Source organism: Herminiimonas sp., from assembly GCF_030645555.1.
In the GTDB taxonomy this organism is placed as follows: domain Bacteria; phylum Pseudomonadota; class Gammaproteobacteria; order Burkholderiales; family Burkholderiaceae_D; genus Oxalicibacterium.
On sequence record NZ_JAUSME010000026.1, the window covers coordinates 21115 to 42152 of the forward strand.

The following is a 21038-nucleotide window of genomic DNA, read 5'->3' on the forward strand; positions in this document are numbered from 1 at the left end:
CGGCACAAATGTGGAATGCGACATTTTACCACCCGCCGGGGCGATGAAAGCCGCTGGCCGGATAAGCGGCGAAAGCCGGGGTCTGGTTTGGGCCGATGTTATAATCGCGTTCCAAATTTCGACTTAAAGCATCTATGAAACTGATTGGTTCTCTCGCCAGCCCTTATGTGCGCAAAGTACGTGTAGTGATGCTGGAAAAAAAGATCGAGTACGATTTTGTTCTTGAGAATGTGTGGGCGCCCGACACTATGATTCAGGAATCCAATCCGCTGGGAAAAGTGCCATGCCTGATCATGGAAGACGGCGGCGCGATGTTCGATTCGCGCGTGATCGTTGAATATCTGGATACGCTGACGCCGGTCGGCAAGCTGATACCGCCGAATGGCCGCGAACGCGCCGAAGTCAAATCCTGGGAAGCGCTGGCCGATGGTGTGGCCGATGCGGCGATGCTGCTGCGCCTTGAACATACCCTGCGTCCTGCCGAGCAGCGTAGCCCAGACTGGATCGCCCGCCAGAAGTCGAAAATCGATGCCGGCTTGAAGGCGATGTCGGTGGGTTTGAAAGATACCGCATTTTGTGCCGGCAATCAGTACACGCTGGCCGATGTGGCGGTCGGTTGCACGCTCGACTGGCTATCCTTCCGTTTCCCGGAAATCAAATGGCGGGATGAATATCCGAACCTGGAAAGACTGCTGGAGAAATTGTCCGAGCGGCCATCGTTCAAGGAAACGCAGCCTAAATAAGCTGCGGAGCAAATAAAAAGGGACGCTGTGTGCGTCCCTTTTTTACGTCCGCCTGGCCAGTATGCGCCAGGGAAATTGCTGGAATTATTCGCCCGCCATTTGCGTTTGCAGATAATTCTGTATACCGACTTTACCTATCAGGTCGAGTTGCGTTTCCAGCCAGTCTATGTGTTCTTCAGTATCGTCGAGTATGTGCTGGAACAATTCGCGCGAGACATAATCGCCGCTTGCTTCGCATGCGGCTATGCCTTCTTTCACGGTTTTTTGCGCGGCGACTTCCAGCTTCAAATCACAACCCAGCATTTCCTCTGTATTCTCGCCTATCATCAACTTGTGCAGTAACTGCACATTAGGCAAGCCATCCAGCATCAGGATGCGGTCTATCAGTTTGTCGGCGTGTTTCATTTCGCCGATTGATTCTTCGTATTCCTTTTTCGCAATCTTTTCTAAGCCCCAGTGCTTGTACATGCGTGCATGCAGGAAGTACTGATTGATGGCGCTGAGTTCGTTGGTGAGCTGCGCATTGAGCAGCTTGATGATTTTGTTGTCACCTTTCATGGGGGCCTCGTCAGTGATGTGGGTATGGCTGGTCTGGTGGGCGTCGTTCAAGAGCAGACGCGTCCGGCCAGCAGCGAGCGTTCATGATAGCGCAGCTATGCTAATAAGCAACTTGAAAAATCAGGCAAATAAAAACGCGCTGCGGCTGGTTGCCGGAGCGCGTTTCGTTTACAAGGCTGGCCGCCATCATGCGCGGCTGGCGCAGAACATTACTTCTTGCCGGACGCTTCGGTAACAAAGCCCATTTTGCTCAAGCCGCCGGATTGCGCGGCGGCCATCACTTGCGCCACTTTTTCATACTGCGTGGTGCGCTCTGCGCGTAAATGCAATTCGGGCTGCGGCGTGGTTTTGGCGGCATCGGCTATGCGCGATTGCAATTGCGACTCATCCAGCAATTCGCTATTCCAGTAAACCTTGCCTTCGGCATCGATGGACAGATTGATCGTTTGCGGCTTGACTTCATTCGGCTGGTTGGCAGCGCGCGGCAAATCGATCTTCACGCTGTGATTCATCACCGGGATGGTCATGATGAAGATGATCAGCAATACCAGCATCACGTCGACCAGCGGCGTGGTGTTGATCTCGGGATTGAAGTCGTCGTCCGCATCGGACAAGGAACCCATAGACATCATGCACCTCCAACAACAACCAGTTTGGAGCCGCTGGCGCCAGGTGTATTGGTGTCGTTGGCGCGCGCGCCGGTGACGAACAATGCGTGCAGGTCGAAGCCGAATTTATTCATCTTGGCGATCAGGCTTTTATTCCCGCGCACCAGCGCGTTGTAGCCGAAGGTGGCCGGTATCGCCACTGCCAGACCGAGGGCCGTCATGATCAACGCTTCGCCCACCGGTCCGGCAACCTTGTCTATGCTGGCCTGGCCCGAAGTGCCGATTGCGACCAGTGCGTGATAGATGCCCCATACGGTGCCGAACAGGCCAACGAATGGTGCGGTCGAGCCTACCGATGCCAGCACGGCCATGCCGGTTTGCAGTTTGGCCGAAGTTTCATCGATGGCCTGGCGCAGCGACAGGGTGACCCAGTCGCTGACGGACAATTGATCGTGCAAATGGCCTTTGTGTGCTTCATGGTGACGCATGGCGGCAGCGCCTGCTTCGGCAATCGCCGCAAACGGGTTTTCGGAGCCCAGTGTTGCGGTGCCTTCGGACAGGCTGGTTGCATCCCAGAATTCATGGCCGGCGGCGCGCGCGGCGCGGCGATATTGCAGCAATTGCAGTGCCTTGGTGGCGATGACATACCACGATGCGATCGACATCGACACCAGCAGGATAGCTACACCCTTGGTGACGAAATCACCTTGCGACCACAAACTTTCCAAACCGTACGGACTGACTTCCATGATGATTCCTTCTTATTTACTTAAGGTGAAATTGATAGGCACGATGGCATAGGCTGGAGTTGGTTTCCCATCCTCCAGATAAGGCTTGAACAATGCGCGCATCACGGCATCCCGTGCTGCATCGTCCATGCGCAAAGAGCCCGATGATTTTTGCACTTCAACTTTTTCGGCGCGGCCTTTTTCATTGATCAGCACGCGCAGCGTGACGGTTCCTTCATTGCCCATGCGCGCATCCAGCGGCGGATATACCGGACGCGGTGCATTGATGTAGGAAACGCCGGAAATTGTTTTGGGCGTGGCAGCAGCGGTTGAGGCGGCAGGTGCTGATGGCGCGGCAGCTGCCGGTGGTTCTTTCGATTCCTGTGCCGGTGCGGCTGTTTCAGTAATCGCCTGCGGCGATGGCGCTGCCGTCACGACCGGGCGCGGCGTCGGTTGTGTAATCTGTTTTTTCACCACCGGCACGGTTTTCGGTTCGGCGGCCTGCGGCCTCGGTTGTGGTGCAGGTTCTTCTGTAATGAAGCTGGCAAATATCTCTGTCGGCAAGGCCTTGGCGACTTGATGCACCAGACCGCTGCGCAACGCATAAAACAGTCCGATATGCAGCGCGATGATCGCGATCAGCGGGCCGTATCGTTTGAGCATTTGTGACAGGAGCGGCGGTAAAAGCGGAGCTGACGACGGAATCGATGTTGCATTCATAAATTGCTTATGCGGCCAATGCGTTAGGGTGGAACATTATAGGTCGAGTTGGGCGTGCATCGGCAAGGCACTCGCGCAACACTTGTTTTGCACAGGAATGGCATTTGCCGCAGCAAGTGCCGACTTCGTACTCTTCGCGCAATTCTGACATCGAGGTGACGCCGTCATCGACAGCCTGGCGAATTTTCCGTTCAGAAACATTGTTGCAAACACAAACGATCATCGATGTCCCTTGCCACTTTCTTTGTAGGTGAAAAACAAAAAAACGGTAGTACTTTTTTAGTATCCGATACCGCCTGCCGGTTTATTCGGCGGCTATCTTCAATTCATCCGCGGTCCGGCAACCAGGCGTGTGAACAACTTGAACTTCTCCGGCTTGGGCATGGCCCGTTCCACCACCGCCGCCCACTGTTCCGATAACTGCAGGCAGGTCGCGCGCAATACCGGTGCCAGCTCGGGTAAATCTGCCAGCGCCTTCAAATGCCGCTCTATGACCGAGGCCAGTTTGATACACGAGTTACTTTCCTGGGTATTCGCGGTGTAATGCGACATCAAATGCAGCACGGCGGACACCAGCAACTCTGGTTGTGCCGGCGCTGCGTTTGGCTCTTGCAATGCCTGATCCATTTTTTCGCTTGCCATCAAACTCTCCTGGTCGGTCGCTTGGTTAGGCGGGCTGGCGTAGCGGTTTGCCGTTACGCGGGCTGGCTCGGTTGCATTGCTGCTGTTACTCATGCGTGTTACTCGCGTATGTTACTTATGCGGTCAAAATCAATTTGTTCAATTGCGTCAAACGCAGGCGGTAAATGCGGCCCTCGTGGGCGATTTCCACTTCGCGCATTTGTTGAAACAGATCGCGACTATTGATGCGTGTTACCGGCTGCCCGGTTGCCGCCTGATTGCGTGCGGAAAGGGAAGCATTTTCTTGCGCGTCACGTTGTGTCAGGATCGTCATGATCAGCCTCGCATCTAAATGAGAACAATTCGTGTTTAGATTATTAGCTATTTAAATGGGGATTGCAAGTTTTTTCGTGCGGATTGGGTTTGGTAATGACTAAAAAGCCGGGATGGCTGACGATCAGGGCGATGAAAGTTGACGGGCAGCTATTTTTAGCTGCCCGTATCACTGCTTTGTTGCGTATGGGGAAGGCTTAGTGGATAGGATGAAACGATCTTGCCTGTGCGATAGGCCAGTAGGTGCTGAACACTTCAGGCAATGCTGCGAGCGCTTTTGCGTCGCCTAGTAACTGGCCGGGAACGAGATAGGGCAGCAAGGCCGAGGCGAGTTTGACTTGATTGGCGGATACGCGACGCACCAAATGATGCGGTTTCAATTCCGATGGATGGCTCAGTCCTGCTGCGGCGATCAATTCTGCCAGCGCCTTCAAGGTGCTCTGATGGAAATTCGCCACGCGCTCAGCCTTGTCCGGCACCACCAGCGCGCGCTGGCGCAGCGTATCCTGCGTGGCGACGCCGGTCGGGCAGCGATCGGTGTGGCAGTTTTGCGATTGTATGCAGCCGAGCGCGAACATGAAGCCGCGCGCCGAGTTGCACCAGTCTGCGCCGAGCGCCAGTGTGCGTGTGATATCGAAGGCGCTGATGATTTTGCCGGAAGCGCCTATCTTGACCTGGTCGCGCAAGTTGGCGCCGACCAGCGTGTCGTGCACCAGCAGCAGGGCTTCCTGCAAGGGCACGCCGACGTGATCGGAAAATTCAACCGGTGCCGCACCAGTGCCGCCTTCACCGCCGTCGACGACTATGAAATCGGGCGTGATGCCGGTTTGCAGCATTGCCTTGACGATGCCGAAGAATTCCCATGGATGGCCGATCGCCAGCTTGAAGCCGGTCGGTTTTCCACCCGACAGGGTGCGCAATTGATCGATGAACTGCAGCAGACTGATCGGCGTATCGAAGGCGGAATGCGAAGAGGGAGAAATGCAATCGATACCGACCGGTACGCCGCGCGCCGTGGCTATTTCTATCGATACCTTGGCGCCCGGCAGCATGCCGCCATGACCCGGCTTTGCGCCTTGCGACAGTTTGACCTCTATCATCTTGACCTGCGGCAGTTGCGCATTGATGGCAAATTTTTCCGCCGAAAAGCTGCCATCGTCATTGCGGCAACCGAAATAGCCGGAGCCGATTTCCCACACCAGATCGCCGCCGGCCTCATGTGCATTGTCGGGCCGATGATAGCGGCTGATGCTGCCTTCGCCCGTGTCGTGCATGAAGCCGCCTTTTTGCGCGCCCTGGTTCAAGGCGCGTATCGCATTGGCTGACAGTGCGCCAAAACTCATCGCGGAAATATTGAATACGCTGGCTGAATAAGGCTGCGCCCGCTGCGCGCCTATCGTGATACGGAAATCGTGCGACGCTACTTTGGCCGGCACGATAGAGTGATTGATCCACTCATAATCGTTTTGATAGACATCCAGTTGCGTGCCGAATGGCCGTTTGTCTACCGCCTGCTTGGCGCGTTGATAAACCAGTGAACGCTGGTTGCGTGAAAACGGATTCGGTGCATCATCGTCTTCGAGAAAATACTGGCGCATTTCCGGCCGCACCGATTCGAGCAGGTAGCGAAAATGCGCGAGGATAGGATAGTTGCGCAGCAAGGCGCGCTTGGTCTGGCTGAGATCGGCTATGCCGACAGCCGTCAATGCGCCAGACAGAATCACCAGCCACCAGCCGGTATCCAGCAATAGCGCCAGTGGTAATGACAGTGCAAAAACAAAGCCGGCAATCACCAGTGCCAGATAACGTACAGGGAAATCGCGCATTTCTTCTCCAGGCCAAATCCTTACTGCAGGGCGTATGTTCGCGGCACAGTGTACAACGGCGCGAGGAAATTTCCCTATCGGCAACTTGATCGGCAAGCAAAGTTTCGCCTGACAGTCATCAAGCGGGCGCGGCGCATGCAGTTTTATGGCGGGATAACAGTGCTCGTGTCAGCTTGCGGATGCGATGGAAGATGCAGTGATGATGCCGCCACCCAGGCATACATCGCCTTGATACAGGACCGCGGACTGTCCCGGCGTGACGGCCCATTGCGGTGTGTCAAAGCTGAGCGAGAAGCCATCGGCATGCGTGTGCTGCGTGCATGCGACATCGGCTTGCCGGTAGCGGGTTTTGGCAGACAGGTGTTCTTCAGTCGGCGGGCTGCCGGCTACCCAGCTCATTTGGCCAGCACTCAATTCCGACGACAGCAGCCATGGATGATCATGGCCTTGCACTATATAGAGTGTGTTGCTCGCGATGTCTTTGCGCGCAACATACCAGGGCTCGCTATTGCCGTCGGTATTCTTGTGCGTCTTCATGCCGCCCAGGCCTATGCCTTTGCGCTGGCCCAGCGTGTAGAAACTCAAGCCTACATGTTCGCCGACGATGACGCCTTCCGGGGTTTTCATCGGGCCGGGCTGGTAGGACAGGTAGCGATTCAGGAAATCGCGGAACGGGCGCTCGCCTATGAAGCAGATGCCGGTCGAATCCTTCTTGGCCGCGTTCGGCAACTTCAGTTGTTCAGCGATTTTGCGCACTTCAGTCTTGCGGATTTCGCCTAGCGGGAACAGGGTTTTCGACAGTTGCACCTGATTCAGTCTGTGCAGGAAATAACTTTGATCCTTGCTGGCATCGACTGCCTTCAGCAACTCGACCTGGCCGGCGTTTGCGCCGGACGTGACCTGACGCACACGCGCATAGTGGCCGGTCGCGATCATGTCGGCGCCTAGCAGCATCGCGTGGTCGAGGAAAGCCTTGAACTTGATTTCGGCATTGCACAGCACATCGGGATTGGGTGTGCGGCCAGCCTGGTATTCGCGCAGGAATTCGGCAAATACGCGATCCTTGTATTCCGCTGCAAAATTGACGGCTTCGATGTCGACGCCGACCACATCGGCCACGCTGACGGCATCTATCCAGTCCTGGCGGGTCGAGCAGTATTCGGAATCGTCGTCATCTTCCCAGTTTTTCATGAACAGGCCGATCACTTCATAGCCTTGTTCCTTCAGCAGCCAGGCGGAAACCGACGAATCGACGCCGCCAGACATGCCGATGACGACACGCTTTTTAGTTGTGTCTTTATTCACCGAAGACCTCGTAGACCGATGGATGCGTGGCCAGCAGCGATAGCGGCGCGCGCTTGCCGGCCAGATAGTCGTCTACGCGTTGCAATACGGAAGGGCTGCGGTGTTTTTCCTGGCAGGCGACCAACTCGTCGTAGCTCATCCAGACCGCGCGTATGATGCCGACGTCCAGCGGCTGATCGTGCCTGGCGCCGACTTCGCCGCAAAAGGTGAAGCTCAAATAGGTGACGTCATGCCCGGTGCGGGCCGAAAGGTAGCGCGACATATACATGCCCACCAGCGCGGTGGGCGTGAAGTCATGTGCGGTTTCTTCCAGGGTTTCGCGCACTACGGCTTGTTCCAGCGACTCTTGCGGATCCAGATGGCCGGCCGGCTGGTTAAAGCGTATGCCGTCGCTGGTTTCTTCTTCGACCAGCAAGAATTGGCCATCGCGCTCGATGACTGCTGCAACAGTGACAGATGGTTTCCAGATGTAGGGCATATGGGCTCTCGGAATAGGCCGCTATTCTAGCGCGCACGGCAGAAAGTTGCCGGCAATGTTTCCCCAGCAGAAAATGTTGTAAAAAATGAGTAAGGTCAAGATTGCGCATTTTTGCCTTTGCTAAGGTGGGCATTTAGCTTTATGCTTATCGGTTCGTTGCTCTAACGGAAGCCGACGAAAAGCGCGCCTACCCTGGTTAAGCCGGATAGCGCGATCGCCCGATGGATCGGCGCGAATTCTTCTGCAGCTGTAAAAACATCAGATACAGGGATGATAGTTATCCTGCTTTAGACCGGTGGAAGCCGCTGGTCCAGGGAAAATACATAAATAATTGATTTGCCTTCGCCGCGTTTAGGCGTTGAGGCAAAGGTTTGAACACGGAATGGAAGAAACATGCAACGTATTATGCTCAGGGCTAAGATTCACCGCGCAAAGGTGACTCAGGCTGACTTGCACTATGAAGGTTCGTGTGGGATAGACGCGGATTTGCTGGATGCTGCCGACATCAAGGTCGGTGAAAGAATTGAGCTGTACAACATCAATAATGGCGAGCGCTTTTCCACTTATGCAATTCAAGGCGTAAGGGGCAGCGGCGAAATCTCGTTGAACGGAGCAGCTGCGCGCCGTGCGCACCTCGGCGACTTGATGATCATTTGCACCTATGGTCCGATGAGCGATGAAGAAATCGCGACCTATGTCCCGAAGATTGTTTTTGTTGATGAAGACAATCATTTCGCCGGAATGAAGAATTAATAATCACCAGCGTTATCGCTAGATAATCCCGGTCGCGCCATTCAGTGCCGCTTGAGCCGGGTTTATTCGTGTGCGTTATGAAGGTGGTATCCAGGAATTTAAACAAACTAAGAGAGATGCATTATGTCTTTAGTTATAGGAGTGCCGCGGGAGTCATTCCCCGGGGAAAAACGGGTGGCGACTGTGCCAGAAGTCGTTGAAAAGCTGATCAAACTCGGCTTTTCCGTCAGCGTAGAATCCGGCGCCGGTGACGACGCCAACTTCAGCGACGATACTTACCGCGCCGCCGGTGCACAGATCGTGCAAGGCGCTGCCAACTTGTGGTCCGCGTCCGATATCGTCTTCAAGGTGCGTGCTCCAAGTGCCGAGGAAATCGGTCTGATTCGCGAAGGTAGCACCCTGATCGGCTTCATTTGGCCGGCACAGAATCCTGAATTGATGCAGCAGCTTGCCGCCAAGCGCGTCACCGTTTTGGCGCTGGACTCGCTGCCGCGCACGCTGTCGCGCGCGCAGAAGATGGATGCTTTGACCTCTACCGCCGGTGTCAGCGGCTATCGCGCCGTCATCGAGGCTGCCAATGCTTTCGGTCGTTTCTTCAACGGCCAGATCACGGCTGCAGGCAAGGTTCCTCCGGCCAAGGTCTTTATCGCAGGTGCTGGCGTGGCCGGTTTGGCTGCGATCGGTACGGCTGCCAGCCTAGGCGCCATCGTTCGTGCCAACGATACTCGTGCAGAAGTGGCCGATCAAGTGGTATCGCTGGGTGGCGAATTCGTGAAGGTCGATTATGACGAAGAAGGTTCGGGCGGCGGTGGCTATGCCAAGGTCATGTCCGAAGGTTTCCAGGCTGCGCAGCGTGAGATGTACGCCCAGCAGGCCAAGGAATGCGACATCATCATCACCACCGCGCTGATCCCGGGCAAGCCGGCTCCAAAACTGATTACTGCCGAAATGGTTCAGTCCATGAAACCCGGCAGCGTGATCGTCGATATGGCGGCCGAGCAGGGCGGCAACTGCGAACTGACCGAACCCGGCAAGGTCGTGGTGAAGCACGGCGTGACCATCGTCGGTTACACCGACTTGCCGAGCCGTCTGCCTAAGCAGGCGAGTACGCTGTACTCAACCAACCTGCTGCGTCTGACCGAAGAGCTGTGCAAGGACGCCGAAGGTAAAAAGACGACTGACGGCACCATCAACGTCAATATGGAAGACGAAGCCATTCGTGGGCTGACAGTCATCAAGGAAGGCAACATCACCTGGCCGCCTCCGCCGCCGAAACAAGTGGCTGCTCCGGCTGCTAAACCAGCTGTTGCGCCAGCGCCAGCGCATGGTCATGGTCCTAGCGGCAAAGTGTCTTCGCCTACGCGCGTAGCGACCATGTTTGCGTTCGCTGCACTGTTGTTTGGCGTGATTGGTTACGGTGCGCCAACTGCGTTCCTCGGTCACTTGACCGTGTTCGTATTGGGTTGCTTCATTGGTTACATGGTGGTCTGGAATGTGACACCGGCATTGCATACGCCTCTGATGAGCGTTACCAACTCCATTTCGTCGATCATCGTGATCGGCGCGCTGGTACAGGTAGCGCCACCACTGGTTGATGGCATCACGCGTCCCGAGCTGCTGATCAAGTGCCTCGCTGCTGCTGCTATCGCTTTGACCGCAATCAACATGTTCGGCGGCTTTGCTGTTACCCGTCGCATGCTTGATATGTTCCGCAAGAATTAAGGAGACCACTATGTCTGCAAATCTGGCCACTGTCTCCTACATTGGAGCAACCATACTTTTTATCCTCAGCCTGGGTGGCTTGTCGCATCCAGAAACTTCACGCCGCGGTAATCTCTACGGCATGATCGGCATGGGCATCGCTGTCCTTGCCACCATTTTTGGACCACGTGTATCGCCGGAAGGCTATGCCTGGATCATCGCCGCGCTTGTCGTCGGTGGTTCTATCGGTCTGTACGCCGCCAAGAAGGTCAAAATGACCGAAATGCCGGAACTGGTCGCATTGATGCACAGTTTCGTTGGTCTGGCCGCAGCTCTGGTCGGTTTCGCCAGCTATATCGATCCGTCGGTACATCTGGAAGGTGCCGAAAAAGCGATACATCAAGTTGAAATCTACGTCGGTATCTTTATCGGTGCAGTGACCTTCTCTGGTTCCTTGATCGCATTTGGCAAACTGAACGGAAAAATTGGTGGCAAGCCGTTGCTGTTGCCTGGCCGTCACGTCATCAACCTGATTGGTCTGTTGCTGGTGATCTGGTTTGGTCGTGAATTCGTTAATGCGCCTGACGTCGCCAGCGGCATGACTCCGCTGATCATCATGACTGTGATTGCCCTGCTGTTTGGCGTACACATGGTGATGGCTATCGGCGGTGCGGATATGCCGGTCGTTGTGTCGATGTTGAACAGCTACTCCGGCTGGGCTGCTTCGGCTACCGGTTTCATGCTCGGCAATGACTTGCTGATCGTGACCGGTGCGCTGGTTGGCTCCTCCGGTGCGATTCTGTCGTACATCATGTGCCAGGCAATGAACCGTAACTTCTTCAGCGTGATCGCTGGTGGTTTTGGTGGCGGTGCTCCTAAAGCAGTTGGCGCTGCTGGCGATAAAGAGCCTGTCGGTGAAGCGACTCCGATCAGTGCACAAGAGACTGCGGAACTGCTGCGCGAAGCCAAGAGCGTCGTCATCGTGCCGGGTTACGGCATGGCAGTGGCGCAAGCTCAGCACACGGTCAACGAAATCACCAAGTTCCTGCGTGCCAAGGGCACCAAGGTGCGTTTCGCGATCCATCCGGTGGCAGGCCGTATGCCTGGCCACATGAACGTGCTGCTGGCTGAAGCCAAGGTGCCTTACGACATCGTGCTGGAAATGGATGAAATCAACGAAGACTTCCCGTCTACTGACGTGGTCATGGTGATAGGCGCCAACGATATCGTGAACCCGGATGCGCAGGAAGATCCGAACAGCCCGATCGCCGGTATGCCGGTGCTTGAGGTTTGGAAGGCAGAAACGTCGATCGTCATGAAGCGTTCTATGGCTTCCGGTTATGCTGGTGTCGACAATCCGCTCTTCTACAAAGAAAACAATCGCATGTTGTTTGGCGATGCTAAGAAGATGCTGGACGAAGTCTTGGCAACTCTCAAAGGCTAAGCTGAAAAGTAGTTTGAAAAAAGCCCGCGCAAGCGGGCTTTTTTATTGGGCTTCAGCGTAGCGCTGGCCACCGCGGAAGGGTGAGAAAGTGAACGCTTACCTGCTCCAGTAGCCAGGCTGGCTGTACATCGATTTCAAATGCCAGATGAACAGGCGTACCTTGGCCGGGACATTTCTTTGTTGGGGGTAGACCGCCATGATGTCGTATTCGGGCAGCGCATAGTCGTCCAGCACCGTTTCCAGCGTGCCATTTTCCAGCTGGCTCTGGATTTCCCACATCGAGCGCCATGCGATGCCCAGCCCTTCAGTCATCCAGCGATGCAGCAGTTCACCGTCGTTGCAATCCAGGCTGCCATTGGCGCGCACTGAAACCGTTTTGCCGCGATGATTGAAATACCAGCCGCGCTGCTGGCCACCTTGCAGATTGAAGGCGAGGCAATTATGCTTGGCAAGGTCGTCCAGTGTTTTGGGTTTGCCGTGTTTCTTGAAGTATTCAGGTGTGCCGCAGACTACGCGTTTGTTCGAGGCGAGTTTGATGGCGACGAAGTTGGGGTCGATGGCGCCGCCGATACGTATGCCCATGTCGTAACCTTCCTGCACCAGATCGACCACGCGGTCGGTCAGATTGAACGACATTTTCAGGTCCGGATGCTGCAGCAGGAATTCAGGGGCGTAAGGTGCGACGTGCCGGCGGCCGAATGAGGCAGGGGCAGAAACGATCAAGTGGCCAGTCACTTTATGCCGGCCGACAGAGATTGCACTTTCGGCAAGTTCGAGTTCGGTAAGCAGTTTCCGGCAATGCTCCAGATAGACCGAGCCTTCTTCAGTCAGGGCCAGGCGGCGGGTGGAGCGATGCAGCAAGCGCACGCCGAGGCGCTTTTCCAGCGTGTCTATGCGTCGGCCGACCATGACGGGCGTGACTTGCAGGGCCAGGGCGGCAGCCGCGAAGCTGCTGTGGTCTACCGCCATGACGAAGGCTTCGATCTGTTTCAGCTTGTCCATTCGATACCTGGAGTATTTAATTGGTTAAGTAATTATTCTATTCTCAAATTATTGCATACCAATTAATATACTCTTCAGGAAAATTTCATTTCAACGGAGGTATGTGATGGCAAAGATGACAGCAGCCCAGGCAGCAGTTTGGGTAATGCAAAAAGAAGGTATTGATCAGGCGTTCGGCGTTCCAGGCGCAGCAATCAACCCATTTTACTCGGCCATGCAAAAGCAGGGCACGATCAAACACATCCTGGCTCGCCACGTAGAAGGCGCGACCCACATGGCTGAGGGTTACACCCGCGCCAAATCCGGCAATATCGGTGTTGCCCTCGCTACCTCGGGTCCTGGCGGCACAGACATGATCACCGGTCTGTACTCGGCAATTGCGGATTCGATTCCTATCCTGTGTATCACTGGTCAAGCGCCACGTGCACGTTTGCACAAAGAAGATTTCCAGGCTGTAGATATCGAAACGATCTCGAAGCCAGTAACCAAATGGTCGGTCATGGTTCGCGAGCCAGCATTGGTTCCACAAGTGTTCCAGCAGGCATTCCACATCATGCGTTCAGGCCGTCCAGGCCCAGTGCTGATCGATTTGCCGTTCGACGTGCAAGTTGCTGAAATCGAATTCGATCCAGATCTGTACGAGCCATTGCCGGTTTATCGCCCAACCGCGACCCGCAAACAAATCGTAGCTGCGATCAATATGTTGAATGCAGCTGAACGTCCATTGCTGATTTCCGGCGGCGGCGTGATCAATTCGAACGCAACACCGTTGATGCTCGAATTCGCTGAACTGGTTAACGTTCCTGTCGTTCCAACGCTGATGGGCTGGGGAACGGTACCTGATGATCATCCACTGATGGTCGGTATGGTTGGTCTGCAAACTTCGCACCGTTACGGTAACGCGACGATGCTGGCTTCGGACTTCGCATTCGGTATCGGTAACCGTTGGGCTAACCGTTTCACCGGTTCGATCGACGTTTTCACCAAAGACCGTAAATTCGTGCACATCGATATCGAACCGACACAAATCGGTCGCGTGTTTGGTCCTGACCTCGGCATCACTTCCGACGCTGGCGCAGCACTGAAATTGATGATCGAAGTAGCGAAAGAATTGAAAGCTGCCGGCAAACTGAAAAACCGTGATGCATGGTTGGCCGAGTGCCAAGAGCGCAAACGCACGATGTTGCGTAAAACGGATTTCGATGTAACGCCTATAAAACCACAACGCGTTTACCAGGAAATGAACGCAGTGTTCGGCAAAACAGCGCGCTATGTTTCGAACATCGGTTTGTCGCAAATCGCTGCGGGTCAATTCCTGCACGTCTACAAAGAACGTAACTGGATCAACTGCGGTCAAGCAGGTCCATTGGGCTGGACTATCCCAGCTGCTCTGGGTGTCCGGGCTGCAGATCCAACCAGCGAAATCGTTGCTATCACAGGCGATTACGACTTCCAGTTCCTGATCGAAGAATTGGCAGCCGGCGCGCAGTTCAATCTGCCATACATCCACGTGTTGGTTAACAACTCGTACCTGGGTCTGATCCGTCAGGCACAACGCATGTTCACGATGGACTACTGCGTTTCGCTGGCGTTCGACAACATCAACTCGACCGAAAACGCTTCGTACGGTGTTGATCACGTTAAAGTGACTGAAGGTCTCGGCTGTAAAGCAATTCGCGTCTACAACCCAGACGATATCCAACCTGCGCTGCGTAAAGCACAAGAGTGGATCAAGGAATTCAAGGTGCCAGTCGTTGTTGAAATCATCCTTGAGCGCGTAACCAACATCGCAATGGGTACTGAAATCAACGCGATCAACGAATTCGAAGAAATCCTCGACGTTAAAGGTGCTTAAGATGACGAAACTTGCTGCTAATCTGACTATGCTGTTCAACGAGGTGCCATTCATGGACCGCTTTGAACAAGCTGCAAAGAACGGCTTCAAAGGCGTTGAATTTTTGTTTCCCTACGATTTCCCGGCGGCTGATGTCGCTGCGAAATTGAAAGAAAACAATCTGGAAATGGTCTTGCACAATCTGCCGGCCGGTAACTGGGCTGGTGGCGAGCGCGGTATTGCTTGCCATCCTGATCGTGTTGAAGAATTCAAAGCCGGTGTCGACAAGGCAATTGAATACGTCAAGGTGCTGGGTACCAAACAGGTCAACTGCCTGAGCGGTATCGTGCCAGCCGGCGTGTCGCGCGAACAGGCAGAAGCAACTCTGGTTGCCAACCTGAAATATGCTGCCGACAAGTTGAAGGCAGCGGGCATTCCGTTGTTGATCGAAGCGATCAACACGTTTGATATCCCGGGTTTCTTCCTGACCAACACCAAGCAAGCGCTGGATATCATCGCCAAAGTGGGCTCCGACAACCTGTTCTTCCAGTACGACATCTATCACATGCAACGCATGGAAGGTGAGCTGGCGAACACGGTCAAGGCTAACCTGGCGATCATCCCGCACATACAGCTGGCGGATAATCCAGGTCGCTTCGAACCAGGCACAGGTGAAATCAACTACACCTTCCTGTTCAAGTTCCTCGATGAAATCGGCTATAAAGGCTGGATCGGTTGCGAATACAAACCGAAGGCCGGCACGGTCGAAGGTTTGGGCTGGCGCGCTGCGCACGGCGTCTGATGTAACGCATGGCTATTGAGCGGTCCGATTCAGGACCGCTCAATATTTTTACAGCGTCTCGTACTACACATTCATTAAAAAATTTCAGGAGTCATCATCATGGCAAAAGTCGGATTTATTGGTTTGGGCATCATGGGTTCCCCAATGGCACTCAACCTGCAAAAAGGCGGCCACAAGCTGTATTTGCACGATCAAAAAACACCAGCACCAGAACTGATCGACGGCGGTGCAACCCTGTGCACATCCGGCGCTGAAGTCGCCAAGCGCGCAGACATCATCATCGTCATGGTGCCGGATACCCCGCACGTGGAAGCTGTCCTGTTTGCTGAAAACGGTGTTGCAAGCGGTTTGACCGCCGGCAAAATCGTCGTCGACATGAGCTCGATCTCGCCTATCGCGACCAAAGGCTTTGCGAAAAAAATCAACGACCTGAGCTGCGAATACCTGGATGCACCTGTATCCGGCGGCGAAGTCGGCGCCAAGGCTGCATCGCTGACCATCATGGTCGGTGGCTCTGAAGCTGCATTTGAAACCGTCAAGCCATTGTTTGAACTGATGGGCAAGAACATCACTCTGGTCGGCGGTAACGGCGACGGTCAAACCACCAAAGTGGCGAACCAGATCATCGTTGCATTGAACATCCAGGCTGTTTCCGAAGCACTGTTGTTCGCTTCGAAAGCTGGCGCAGATCCTGCCAAAGTGCGTCAAGCGCTGATGGGCGGCTTCGCCAACTCGCGCATCCTGGAAGTACACGGCGAGCGCATGATCAAGCGTACGTTCAACCCAGGCTTCCGCATCGAACTGCATCAAAAAGATTTGAACCTTGCATTGCAAGGCGCTAAATCGATGGGTATCTCGCTGCCTAATACAGCGGCTACGCAAGAACTGATGAACGCATGCGCAGCCAATGGCATGAGCGGTCTGGATCACTCGGCACTGTGCCGCGCGATTGAAATCATGTCGAACCACGAAATCGCCAAGGCGTAATTGGTCTGACGTAGTTTGTACTGCTGCCGGCATTGTGCGTGTGTGCAATGCCGGTTTGATTCAAAAATTTTAAAAAGTATTTTTGCCTCATGTCGATAGATCCACGCCAGTTTTTAAATGATCTGTATGCCACCGCAGTAGAAGCGGTAAGCGCACAGAAGTGCATGCCCGCCTATTTGCCCAAGCAATCCATCAAGGGTCGTACTCTGGTGATCGGCGCCGGCAAAGGTGCTGCGGCAATGGCCAAGGTGGTTGAAGATACCTGGCCGGGAAAAGTGGAAGGCTTGATCGTGACGCGTTATGGTCATGGCGCCGACTGCAAGCAAATTGAAATTGTCGAAGCCGCCCATCCAGTGCCGGACGAAGCTGGCCGCCGTGCCGCTGGCCGCATGCTGGAGTTGGTAAAAGGCTTGACTGAAGACGATCTGGTGTTGTGCCTGATTACTGGTGGTGGCTCCGCATTGCTGAGCCTGCCGGGCGAGGGCATCACGCTGGAACAGAAACAGGCGATGAACAAGGCGCTGCTCAAAAGCGGCGCAACGATTTCCGAAATGAACTGCGTGCGCAAGCACCTGTCAGCGATCAAGGGCGGCCGTCTGGGCCTGGCCTGCGCACCGGCACGCGTGGTGACGCTGCTGATTTCCGATGTGCCGGGCGACGATCCTGGCGTCATCGCCAGCGGTCCTACGCTGCCTGATCCCACTACCTGCGCGGAATCGCTGGCGATTTTGAAAAAATACAAAATCGAGATTCCAGGCAATATCCTGCAACATCTGGAATCCGGAGCCGGCGAAACACCGAAGCCGGGCGACGTGCGTTTTGCGCGCAATGAACATCATGTGATCGCCACTGCGCAACATGCGCTGGAAGCCGCCGCTGCCAAGGCGCGTGCCGCCGGCATCACGCCGTATATTCTGTCGAATGACCTGGAAGGCGAGTCGCGCGATGTGGGCTCGGTGCATGCCGCGCTGGCAAAACAGGTGGCCAAGTATGGCCAACCGTTCGCCAAGCCTTGCGTGATCCTGTCCGGTGGTGAAACCACGGTCACCGTGCAAGGCAAAGGCCGCGGCGGGCGGAATGCAGAATTCCTGCTGAGTCTTGCCGCTGCGCTCAATGGCGAGCCGAATATTTATGCACTTGCATGCGATACCGATGGCATAGACGGTTCCGAAGACAACGCTGGCGCGATTTACCAGCCTGATTCGATCGCCCGTGCCGCCAGTGCCGGACATAGCGCAAAGGCGATGCTGGAAAACAATGACGGCTATGGATTTTTCAGCGCGGTGGGCGATTTGATCGTCAGTGGTCCTACGCGCACCAATGTGAATGATTTCCGGGCAATTCTGATTTTGTAATCTTACGCGGCTGCATTTTTATAAAAACAACAGCCGCATCATTTTTCGCAATATTTTATTTCTCACTTAAAAAGAAGATATCTCATGAGACGTATCCGTAAAGCAAAAATCGTCGCCACTCTGGGCCCTGCCAGTAACGATCTGGAAACCATCACCGAACTGTTCGACGCCGGCGTTGACATGTTCCGTTTCAACTTCAGCCATGGTTCACACGCAGACCATCGCGCGCGCCACGAAATCGTGCGCAACCTGGAAAAGAAAACCGGTCGCCCGATTTCTATCCTGGCTGACCTGCAAGGTCCGAAGATCCGTCTCGGTACCTTTGCCGGCGACTCGGCCATGCTGAAGGTTGGCGATCAGTTCGTGCTCGACCGTGATGAAACACCGGGCGATGCATCGCGCGTCTACCTGCCGCATCCGGAATTGTTCGCTGCAGTCGCTGCAGGTCAAAACCTGTTGCTCGACGATGGCAAGATCCGCTTGAGCATAGAAAGCAACAAAGACAATCGTATCGTTACCCGCATCGCAGTCGGCGGCAAGATTTCGAACCGCAAAGGCGTCAACGTGCCGGATGCGATCCTGCCGATCCCTGCTATGACCGCCAAAGACCGTGTCGATCTGGATTTCGCCCTGTCGCTGGGTGTGGATTGGGTTGCACTGTCGTTCGTGCAGCAAGTTTCCGACATCACAGAAGCGCGCGAAATCATCGGCGACCGTGCCGGCATCATGTCGAAAATCGAAAAGCCGGCTGCGATGCTGGATATCGACGGCATCTGCAACGCATCCGACTCCGTGATGGTCGCCCGTGGCGATCTGGGTGTTGAATTGCCAGCCGAGCAAGTGCCACGTGCGCAAAAGGAAATCCTCAAAGCTTCGCGCAAATACGGCAAGCCTGTCATCATCGCCACGCAAATGCTGGAATCGATGACCGAATCGCCTGTGCCTACCCGCGCAGAAACTTCCGACGTCGCCAGCGCGATTTACGAAGGTGCTGATGCTGTGATGCTGTCAGCCGAATCGGCCAGCGGCAAATTCCCGGTCAAGGCAGTGGCAATGATGGATCGCATCATCAAGGAAGTCGAAAGCGATCCAGCCTACCGCGCCCTGCTCGATGCGCAACAAGTGCCACCGTTGCCGACCGCAGAAGATGCCATCTGCGCCGCCTTGCGCGACGTGACCAAGATCGTCAATGCAGTTGCTACCGTCACCTACACTACATCGGGTCACACCACGATGCGTGCGGCGCGCGAGCGGCCAACTGCACCTATCCTGAGCATCACGCCCAACATCAACACGGCGCGCCGCCTGTCGCTGGTATGGGGCATCCATTCCACTGTCGGCAGCGATGTCGGTTCGGTTGAGGAGATGGTCAAAGTGGCAGTCAGCGCAGCGCTGCGTGAAGGCTTCGCCAAGGTCGGCGAAAGCATCACCGTGTCGGCCGGCTTGCCATTCGGCGAATCAGGCACTACCAATCTGTTGCATATCGCAACGGTGAAGTAAGTTTGCATGGCTCTGGATAGCGGCGCAGCTTGCCCTTATCTAGAGCTGAGATGAATGGTTTGCAGCAAGGCAAGTTTATCTGCAAGCCATTCATGTCATCTGCAAAAGATTGACCCGGGTCAATGTGAGTTGACTATGTAATTCATAGACTCGCGTTGTAATATGTTTTGCCGTATTTTATTTTTCCGTATTTTTTGTCACTGTTTGTATTGAAGTAAAAGCTAGGGGTCCTAGGCCGGGTGCGCAAGCATCTTGCCGGGTGAGAAAAACCCTTGAACCTGATCTGGATAATGCCAGCGAAGGGAAGCTACCGAGCTCGGTCATTGCATCTGTATTCACGCAACTGCACCGTCCCTCGAAACCTCCTGAGCTGGCTCCAAGCCACTGTAGTTAGCCAAGGAGCCAAAATGAATGCCAATCCGAAATTTCTGTCCGCTACCGCCACGGTAGATGAAGCGGCAGTCCAACCCTTACCGAATTCCACCAAAGTCTATATCCAGGGTTCGCGTCCTGATATCCAGGTGCCGATGCGCAGAATCACGCAATCCGATACCGCCGCGTCTTTCGGCTTTGAAAAAAATCCGGCTATTTATGTCTACGATACCTCGGGCCCGTACACCGATCCTGCCGCCAGGATCGATATCCGTTCCGGCCTGGCTACGCCGCGCCTGCCGTGGATACTGGAGCGCAACGATACGGAAGAACTGGCCGGCCCGACTTCAGAGTACGGTATAGAGCGCCTGAACGATCCACAACTGGCGGAACTGCGCTTCAATCTACATCGCAAGCCACGTCGCGCAGTCGCCGGCAAGAACGTCAGCCAGATGCATTACGCGAGACTGGGCATCATCACGCCGGAAATGGAATATGTCGCGATCCGTGAAAACATGAATCGCCGCGCGTATCTGGACGAACTGAAACAGTCCGGACCTAAAGGTGAAAAACTCGCCGAGCTGATGGGTCGTCAACATCCGGGCCAATCCTTCGGTGCCTCGATACCGCAGGAAATCACAGCCGAATTCGTACGCAGTGAAATCGCCCGCGGTCGCGCGATCATTCCGGCCAACATCAACCATCCGGAAATCGAGCCGATGATCATAGGCCGCAATTTCCTGGTCAAGATCAATGCCAACATAGGCAACTCGGCAGTGACTTCTTCGATCGGTGAAGAAGTCGAAAAAATGACATGGGCGATCCGCTGGGGCGGCGACAATGTGATGGATCTGTCGACCGGCAAGCACATCCATGAAACGCGCGAATGGATCATCCGTAATTCGCCGGTGCCTATCGGTACCGTGCCGATTTACCAGGCGCTGGAAAAGGTCAATGGCAAGGCTGAAGACTTGACCTGGGAAATTTTCCGCGACACGCTGATCGAGCAAGCTGAGCAGGGCGTCGATTACTTCACGATACATGCCGGCGTGTTGCTGCGCTATGTGCCTATGACGGCCAAGCGCCTGACCGGCATCGTCTCGCGTGGCGGCTCCATCATGGCGAAATGGTGCCTCGCGCATCACAAGGAATCCTTCCTGTACGAGCACTTCGAGGACATTTGCGAAATCATGAAAGCCTACGACGTGTCGTTCAGCCTCGGCGACGGCTTGCGTCCTGGTTCTATTTACGATGCCAACGATGAAGCGCAACTCGGCGAACTGAAAACGCTGGGCGAACTGACGCAGATCGCATGGAAACATGACGTGCAAGTGATGATAGAAGGCCCGGGCCATGTGCCTATGCACC

21 protein-coding genes and 1 riboswitch are annotated in these 21038 nt (G+C 55.0%); of the genes, 10 read left to right on the plus strand and 11 right to left on the minus strand.

The window, feature by feature from the left end; translation table 11 throughout:
• The first annotated feature begins 134 nt into the window (after positions 1-134).
• Positions 135-743 carry a glutathione S-transferase N-terminal domain-containing protein gene (locus Q7T06_RS00990; RefSeq protein WP_304778633.1) on the plus strand — a complete coding sequence of 203 codons (609 nt, stop codon included), beginning with the start codon at positions 135-137 and terminating at the stop codon, positions 741-743.
• An 84-nt stretch (positions 744-827) separates the two neighbouring features.
• On the opposite strand, the gene bfr is transcribed toward Q7T06_RS00990, so the two are convergent.
• The 10 genes from bfr to Q7T06_RS01040 form a co-directional block, all read right to left on the minus strand.
• Positions 828-1301, minus strand: coding sequence for a bacterioferritin (bfr, locus tag Q7T06_RS00995; protein WP_304778639.1), 474 nt, complete (start codon positions 1299-1301; stop codon positions 828-830).
• 209 nt (positions 1302-1510) lie between these two features.
• Positions 1511-1930 (minus strand): biopolymer transporter ExbD, encoded by a 420-nt coding sequence (locus Q7T06_RS01000; protein WP_304778643.1) that lies wholly within the window; start codon positions 1928-1930, stop codon positions 1511-1513.
• Positions 1930-2658, minus strand: a complete 729-nt coding sequence (locus Q7T06_RS01005) for a MotA/TolQ/ExbB proton channel family protein (RefSeq protein WP_304778647.1) — start codon at positions 2656-2658, stop codon at positions 1930-1932. Before Q7T06_RS01005 ends, Q7T06_RS01000 begins: the two co-directional genes overlap by 1 nt.
• Positions 2659-2670: 12 nt before the next feature.
• Positions 2671-3357 carry an energy transducer TonB gene (locus tag Q7T06_RS01010; RefSeq protein WP_304778650.1) on the minus strand — a complete coding sequence of 229 codons (687 nt, stop codon included), beginning with the start codon at positions 3355-3357 and terminating at the stop codon, positions 2671-2673.
• Between the two features lie 7 nt (positions 3358-3364).
• Entirely contained in the window at positions 3365-3580 is a 216-nt protein-coding gene (locus Q7T06_RS01015) for a bacterioferritin-associated ferredoxin (RefSeq protein WP_304778653.1), read from the minus strand.
• A 98-nt stretch (positions 3581-3678) separates the two neighbouring features.
• A complete protein-coding gene (locus Q7T06_RS01020) occupies positions 3679-3999 on the minus strand; it encodes a hypothetical protein (protein WP_304778658.1) in 321 nt (106 codons plus the stop codon).
• A gap of 115 nt (positions 4000-4114) precedes the next feature.
• A complete protein-coding gene (hemP, locus tag Q7T06_RS01025; RefSeq protein WP_304778661.1) occupies positions 4115-4312 on the minus strand; it encodes a hemin uptake protein HemP in 198 nt (65 codons plus the stop codon).
• 196 nt (positions 4313-4508) lie between these two features.
• Positions 4509-6137 carry an FMN-binding glutamate synthase family protein gene (locus Q7T06_RS01030; protein ID WP_304778664.1) on the minus strand — a complete coding sequence of 543 codons (1629 nt, stop codon included), beginning with the start codon at positions 6135-6137 and terminating at the stop codon, positions 4509-4511.
• Positions 6138-6305: 168 nt separating this feature from the next.
• The gene (gene mnmA, locus Q7T06_RS01035) at positions 6306-7442 is read right to left on the minus strand and encodes a tRNA 2-thiouridine(34) synthase MnmA (RefSeq protein WP_304778667.1); all 1137 of its coding nucleotides are present in this window, start codon (positions 7440-7442) and stop codon (positions 6306-6308) included.
• Positions 7435-7920 carry an NUDIX hydrolase gene (locus Q7T06_RS01040; RefSeq protein ID WP_304778670.1) on the minus strand — a complete coding sequence of 162 codons (486 nt, stop codon included), beginning with the start codon at positions 7918-7920 and terminating at the stop codon, positions 7435-7437. Before Q7T06_RS01040 ends, mnmA begins: the two co-directional genes overlap by 8 nt.
• Before the next feature lie 393 nt (positions 7921-8313).
• Between Q7T06_RS01040 and panD the strand changes: the two genes are divergently transcribed.
• The 3 genes from panD to pntB all read left to right on the plus strand — a co-directional run bounded on the left by panD (position 8314) and on the right by pntB (position 11818).
• Positions 8314-8673: an aspartate 1-decarboxylase gene (panD, locus tag Q7T06_RS01045; RefSeq protein WP_304778674.1), complete on the plus strand. Its 360-nt coding sequence runs from the start codon at positions 8314-8316 to the stop codon at positions 8671-8673.
• A 123-nt stretch (positions 8674-8796) separates the two neighbouring features.
• A complete protein-coding gene (locus tag Q7T06_RS01050) occupies positions 8797-10395 on the plus strand; it encodes a Re/Si-specific NAD(P)(+) transhydrogenase subunit alpha (RefSeq protein ID WP_304778676.1) in 1599 nt (532 codons plus the stop codon).
• A gap of 10 nt (positions 10396-10405) precedes the next feature.
• The gene (pntB, locus tag Q7T06_RS01055; protein ID WP_304778678.1) at positions 10406-11818 is read left to right on the plus strand and encodes a Re/Si-specific NAD(P)(+) transhydrogenase subunit beta; all 1413 of its coding nucleotides are present in this window, start codon (positions 10406-10408) and stop codon (positions 11816-11818) included.
• Positions 11819-11914: 96 nt separating this feature from the next.
• On the opposite strand, the gene Q7T06_RS01060 is transcribed toward pntB, so the two are convergent.
• Positions 11915-12820 carry a LysR family transcriptional regulator gene (locus tag Q7T06_RS01060; RefSeq protein ID WP_304778681.1) on the minus strand — a complete coding sequence of 302 codons (906 nt, stop codon included), beginning with the start codon at positions 12818-12820 and terminating at the stop codon, positions 11915-11917.
• Positions 12821-12926: 106 nt separating this feature from the next.
• Between Q7T06_RS01060 and gcl the strand changes: the two genes are divergently transcribed.
• The 6 genes from gcl to thiC form a co-directional block, all read left to right on the plus strand.
• Positions 12927-14675, plus strand: a complete 1749-nt coding sequence (gene gcl, locus Q7T06_RS01065; RefSeq protein WP_304778684.1) for a glyoxylate carboligase — start codon at positions 12927-12929, stop codon at positions 14673-14675.
• Position 14676: 1 nt separating this feature from the next.
• Positions 14677-15456, plus strand: coding sequence for a hydroxypyruvate isomerase (gene hyi, locus Q7T06_RS01070; protein WP_304778687.1), 780 nt, complete (start codon positions 14677-14679; stop codon positions 15454-15456).
• Positions 15457-15555: 99 nt separating this feature from the next.
• Positions 15556-16443 carry a 2-hydroxy-3-oxopropionate reductase gene (gene glxR, locus Q7T06_RS01075; protein ID WP_304778690.1) on the plus strand — a complete coding sequence of 296 codons (888 nt, stop codon included), beginning with the start codon at positions 15556-15558 and terminating at the stop codon, positions 16441-16443.
• An 89-nt stretch (positions 16444-16532) separates the two neighbouring features.
• A complete protein-coding gene (locus Q7T06_RS01080) occupies positions 16533-17798 on the plus strand; it encodes a glycerate kinase (protein ID WP_304778693.1) in 1266 nt (421 codons plus the stop codon).
• An 84-nt stretch (positions 17799-17882) separates the two neighbouring features.
• Entirely contained in the window at positions 17883-19298 is a 1416-nt protein-coding gene (gene pyk / locus Q7T06_RS01085; protein ID WP_304778696.1) for a pyruvate kinase, read from the plus strand.
• Between the two features lie 213 nt (positions 19299-19511).
• Positions 19512-19620, plus strand: a riboswitch (TPP riboswitch).
• Positions 19621-19705: 85 nt separating this feature from the next.
• Positions 19706-21038: phosphomethylpyrimidine synthase ThiC (gene thiC / locus Q7T06_RS01090; protein WP_304778700.1), on the plus strand; the 1333-nt coding region annotated here is incomplete at its 3' end.

What these genes read in the sequence shown, in the direction of transcription:
- Q7T06_RS00990 (WP_304778633.1), top strand. Translation starts at nt 135, where the DNA reads ATGAAACTGATTGGTTCTCTCGCCAGCCCTTATGTGCGCAAAGTACGT.
- bfr (WP_304778639.1), bottom strand. Translation starts at nt 1,301, where the DNA reads ATGAAAGGTGACAACAAAATCATCAAGCTGCTCAATGCGCAGCTCACC.
- Q7T06_RS01000 (WP_304778643.1), bottom strand. Translation starts at nt 1,930, where the DNA reads ATGTCTATGGGTTCCTTGTCCGATGCGGACGACGACTTCAATCCCGAG.
- Q7T06_RS01005 (WP_304778647.1), bottom strand. Translation starts at nt 2,658, where the DNA reads ATGGAAGTCAGTCCGTACGGTTTGGAAAGTTTGTGGTCGCAAGGTGAT.
- Q7T06_RS01010 (WP_304778650.1), bottom strand. Translation starts at nt 3,357, where the DNA reads ATGAATGCAACATCGATTCCGTCGTCAGCTCCGCTTTTACCGCCGCTC.
- Q7T06_RS01015 (WP_304778653.1), bottom strand. Translation starts at nt 3,580, where the DNA reads ATGATCGTTTGTGTTTGCAACAATGTTTCTGAACGGAAAATTCGCCAG.
- Q7T06_RS01020 (WP_304778658.1), bottom strand. Translation starts at nt 3,999, where the DNA reads ATGGCAAGCGAAAAAATGGATCAGGCATTGCAAGAGCCAAACGCAGCG.
- hemP (WP_304778661.1), bottom strand. Translation starts at nt 4,312, where the DNA reads ATGACGATCCTGACACAACGTGACGCGCAAGAAAATGCTTCCCTTTCC.
- Q7T06_RS01030 (WP_304778664.1), bottom strand. Translation starts at nt 6,137, where the DNA reads ATGCGCGATTTCCCTGTACGTTATCTGGCACTGGTGATTGCCGGCTTT.
- Q7T06_RS01040 (WP_304778670.1), bottom strand. Translation starts at nt 7,920, where the DNA reads ATGCCCTACATCTGGAAACCATCTGTCACTGTTGCAGCAGTCATCGAG.
- panD (WP_304778674.1), top strand. Translation starts at nt 8,314, where the DNA reads ATGCAACGTATTATGCTCAGGGCTAAGATTCACCGCGCAAAGGTGACT.
- Q7T06_RS01050 (WP_304778676.1), top strand. Translation starts at nt 8,797, where the DNA reads ATGTCTTTAGTTATAGGAGTGCCGCGGGAGTCATTCCCCGGGGAAAAA.
- pntB (WP_304778678.1), top strand. Translation starts at nt 10,406, where the DNA reads ATGTCTGCAAATCTGGCCACTGTCTCCTACATTGGAGCAACCATACTT.
- Q7T06_RS01060 (WP_304778681.1), bottom strand. Translation starts at nt 12,820, where the DNA reads ATGGACAAGCTGAAACAGATCGAAGCCTTCGTCATGGCGGTAGACCAC.
- gcl (WP_304778684.1), top strand. Translation starts at nt 12,927, where the DNA reads ATGGCAAAGATGACAGCAGCCCAGGCAGCAGTTTGGGTAATGCAAAAA.
- hyi (WP_304778687.1), top strand. Translation starts at nt 14,677, where the DNA reads ATGACGAAACTTGCTGCTAATCTGACTATGCTGTTCAACGAGGTGCCA.
- glxR (WP_304778690.1), top strand. Translation starts at nt 15,556, where the DNA reads ATGGCAAAAGTCGGATTTATTGGTTTGGGCATCATGGGTTCCCCAATG.
- Q7T06_RS01080 (WP_304778693.1), top strand. Translation starts at nt 16,533, where the DNA reads ATGTCGATAGATCCACGCCAGTTTTTAAATGATCTGTATGCCACCGCA.
- pyk (WP_304778696.1), top strand. Translation starts at nt 17,883, where the DNA reads ATGAGACGTATCCGTAAAGCAAAAATCGTCGCCACTCTGGGCCCTGCC.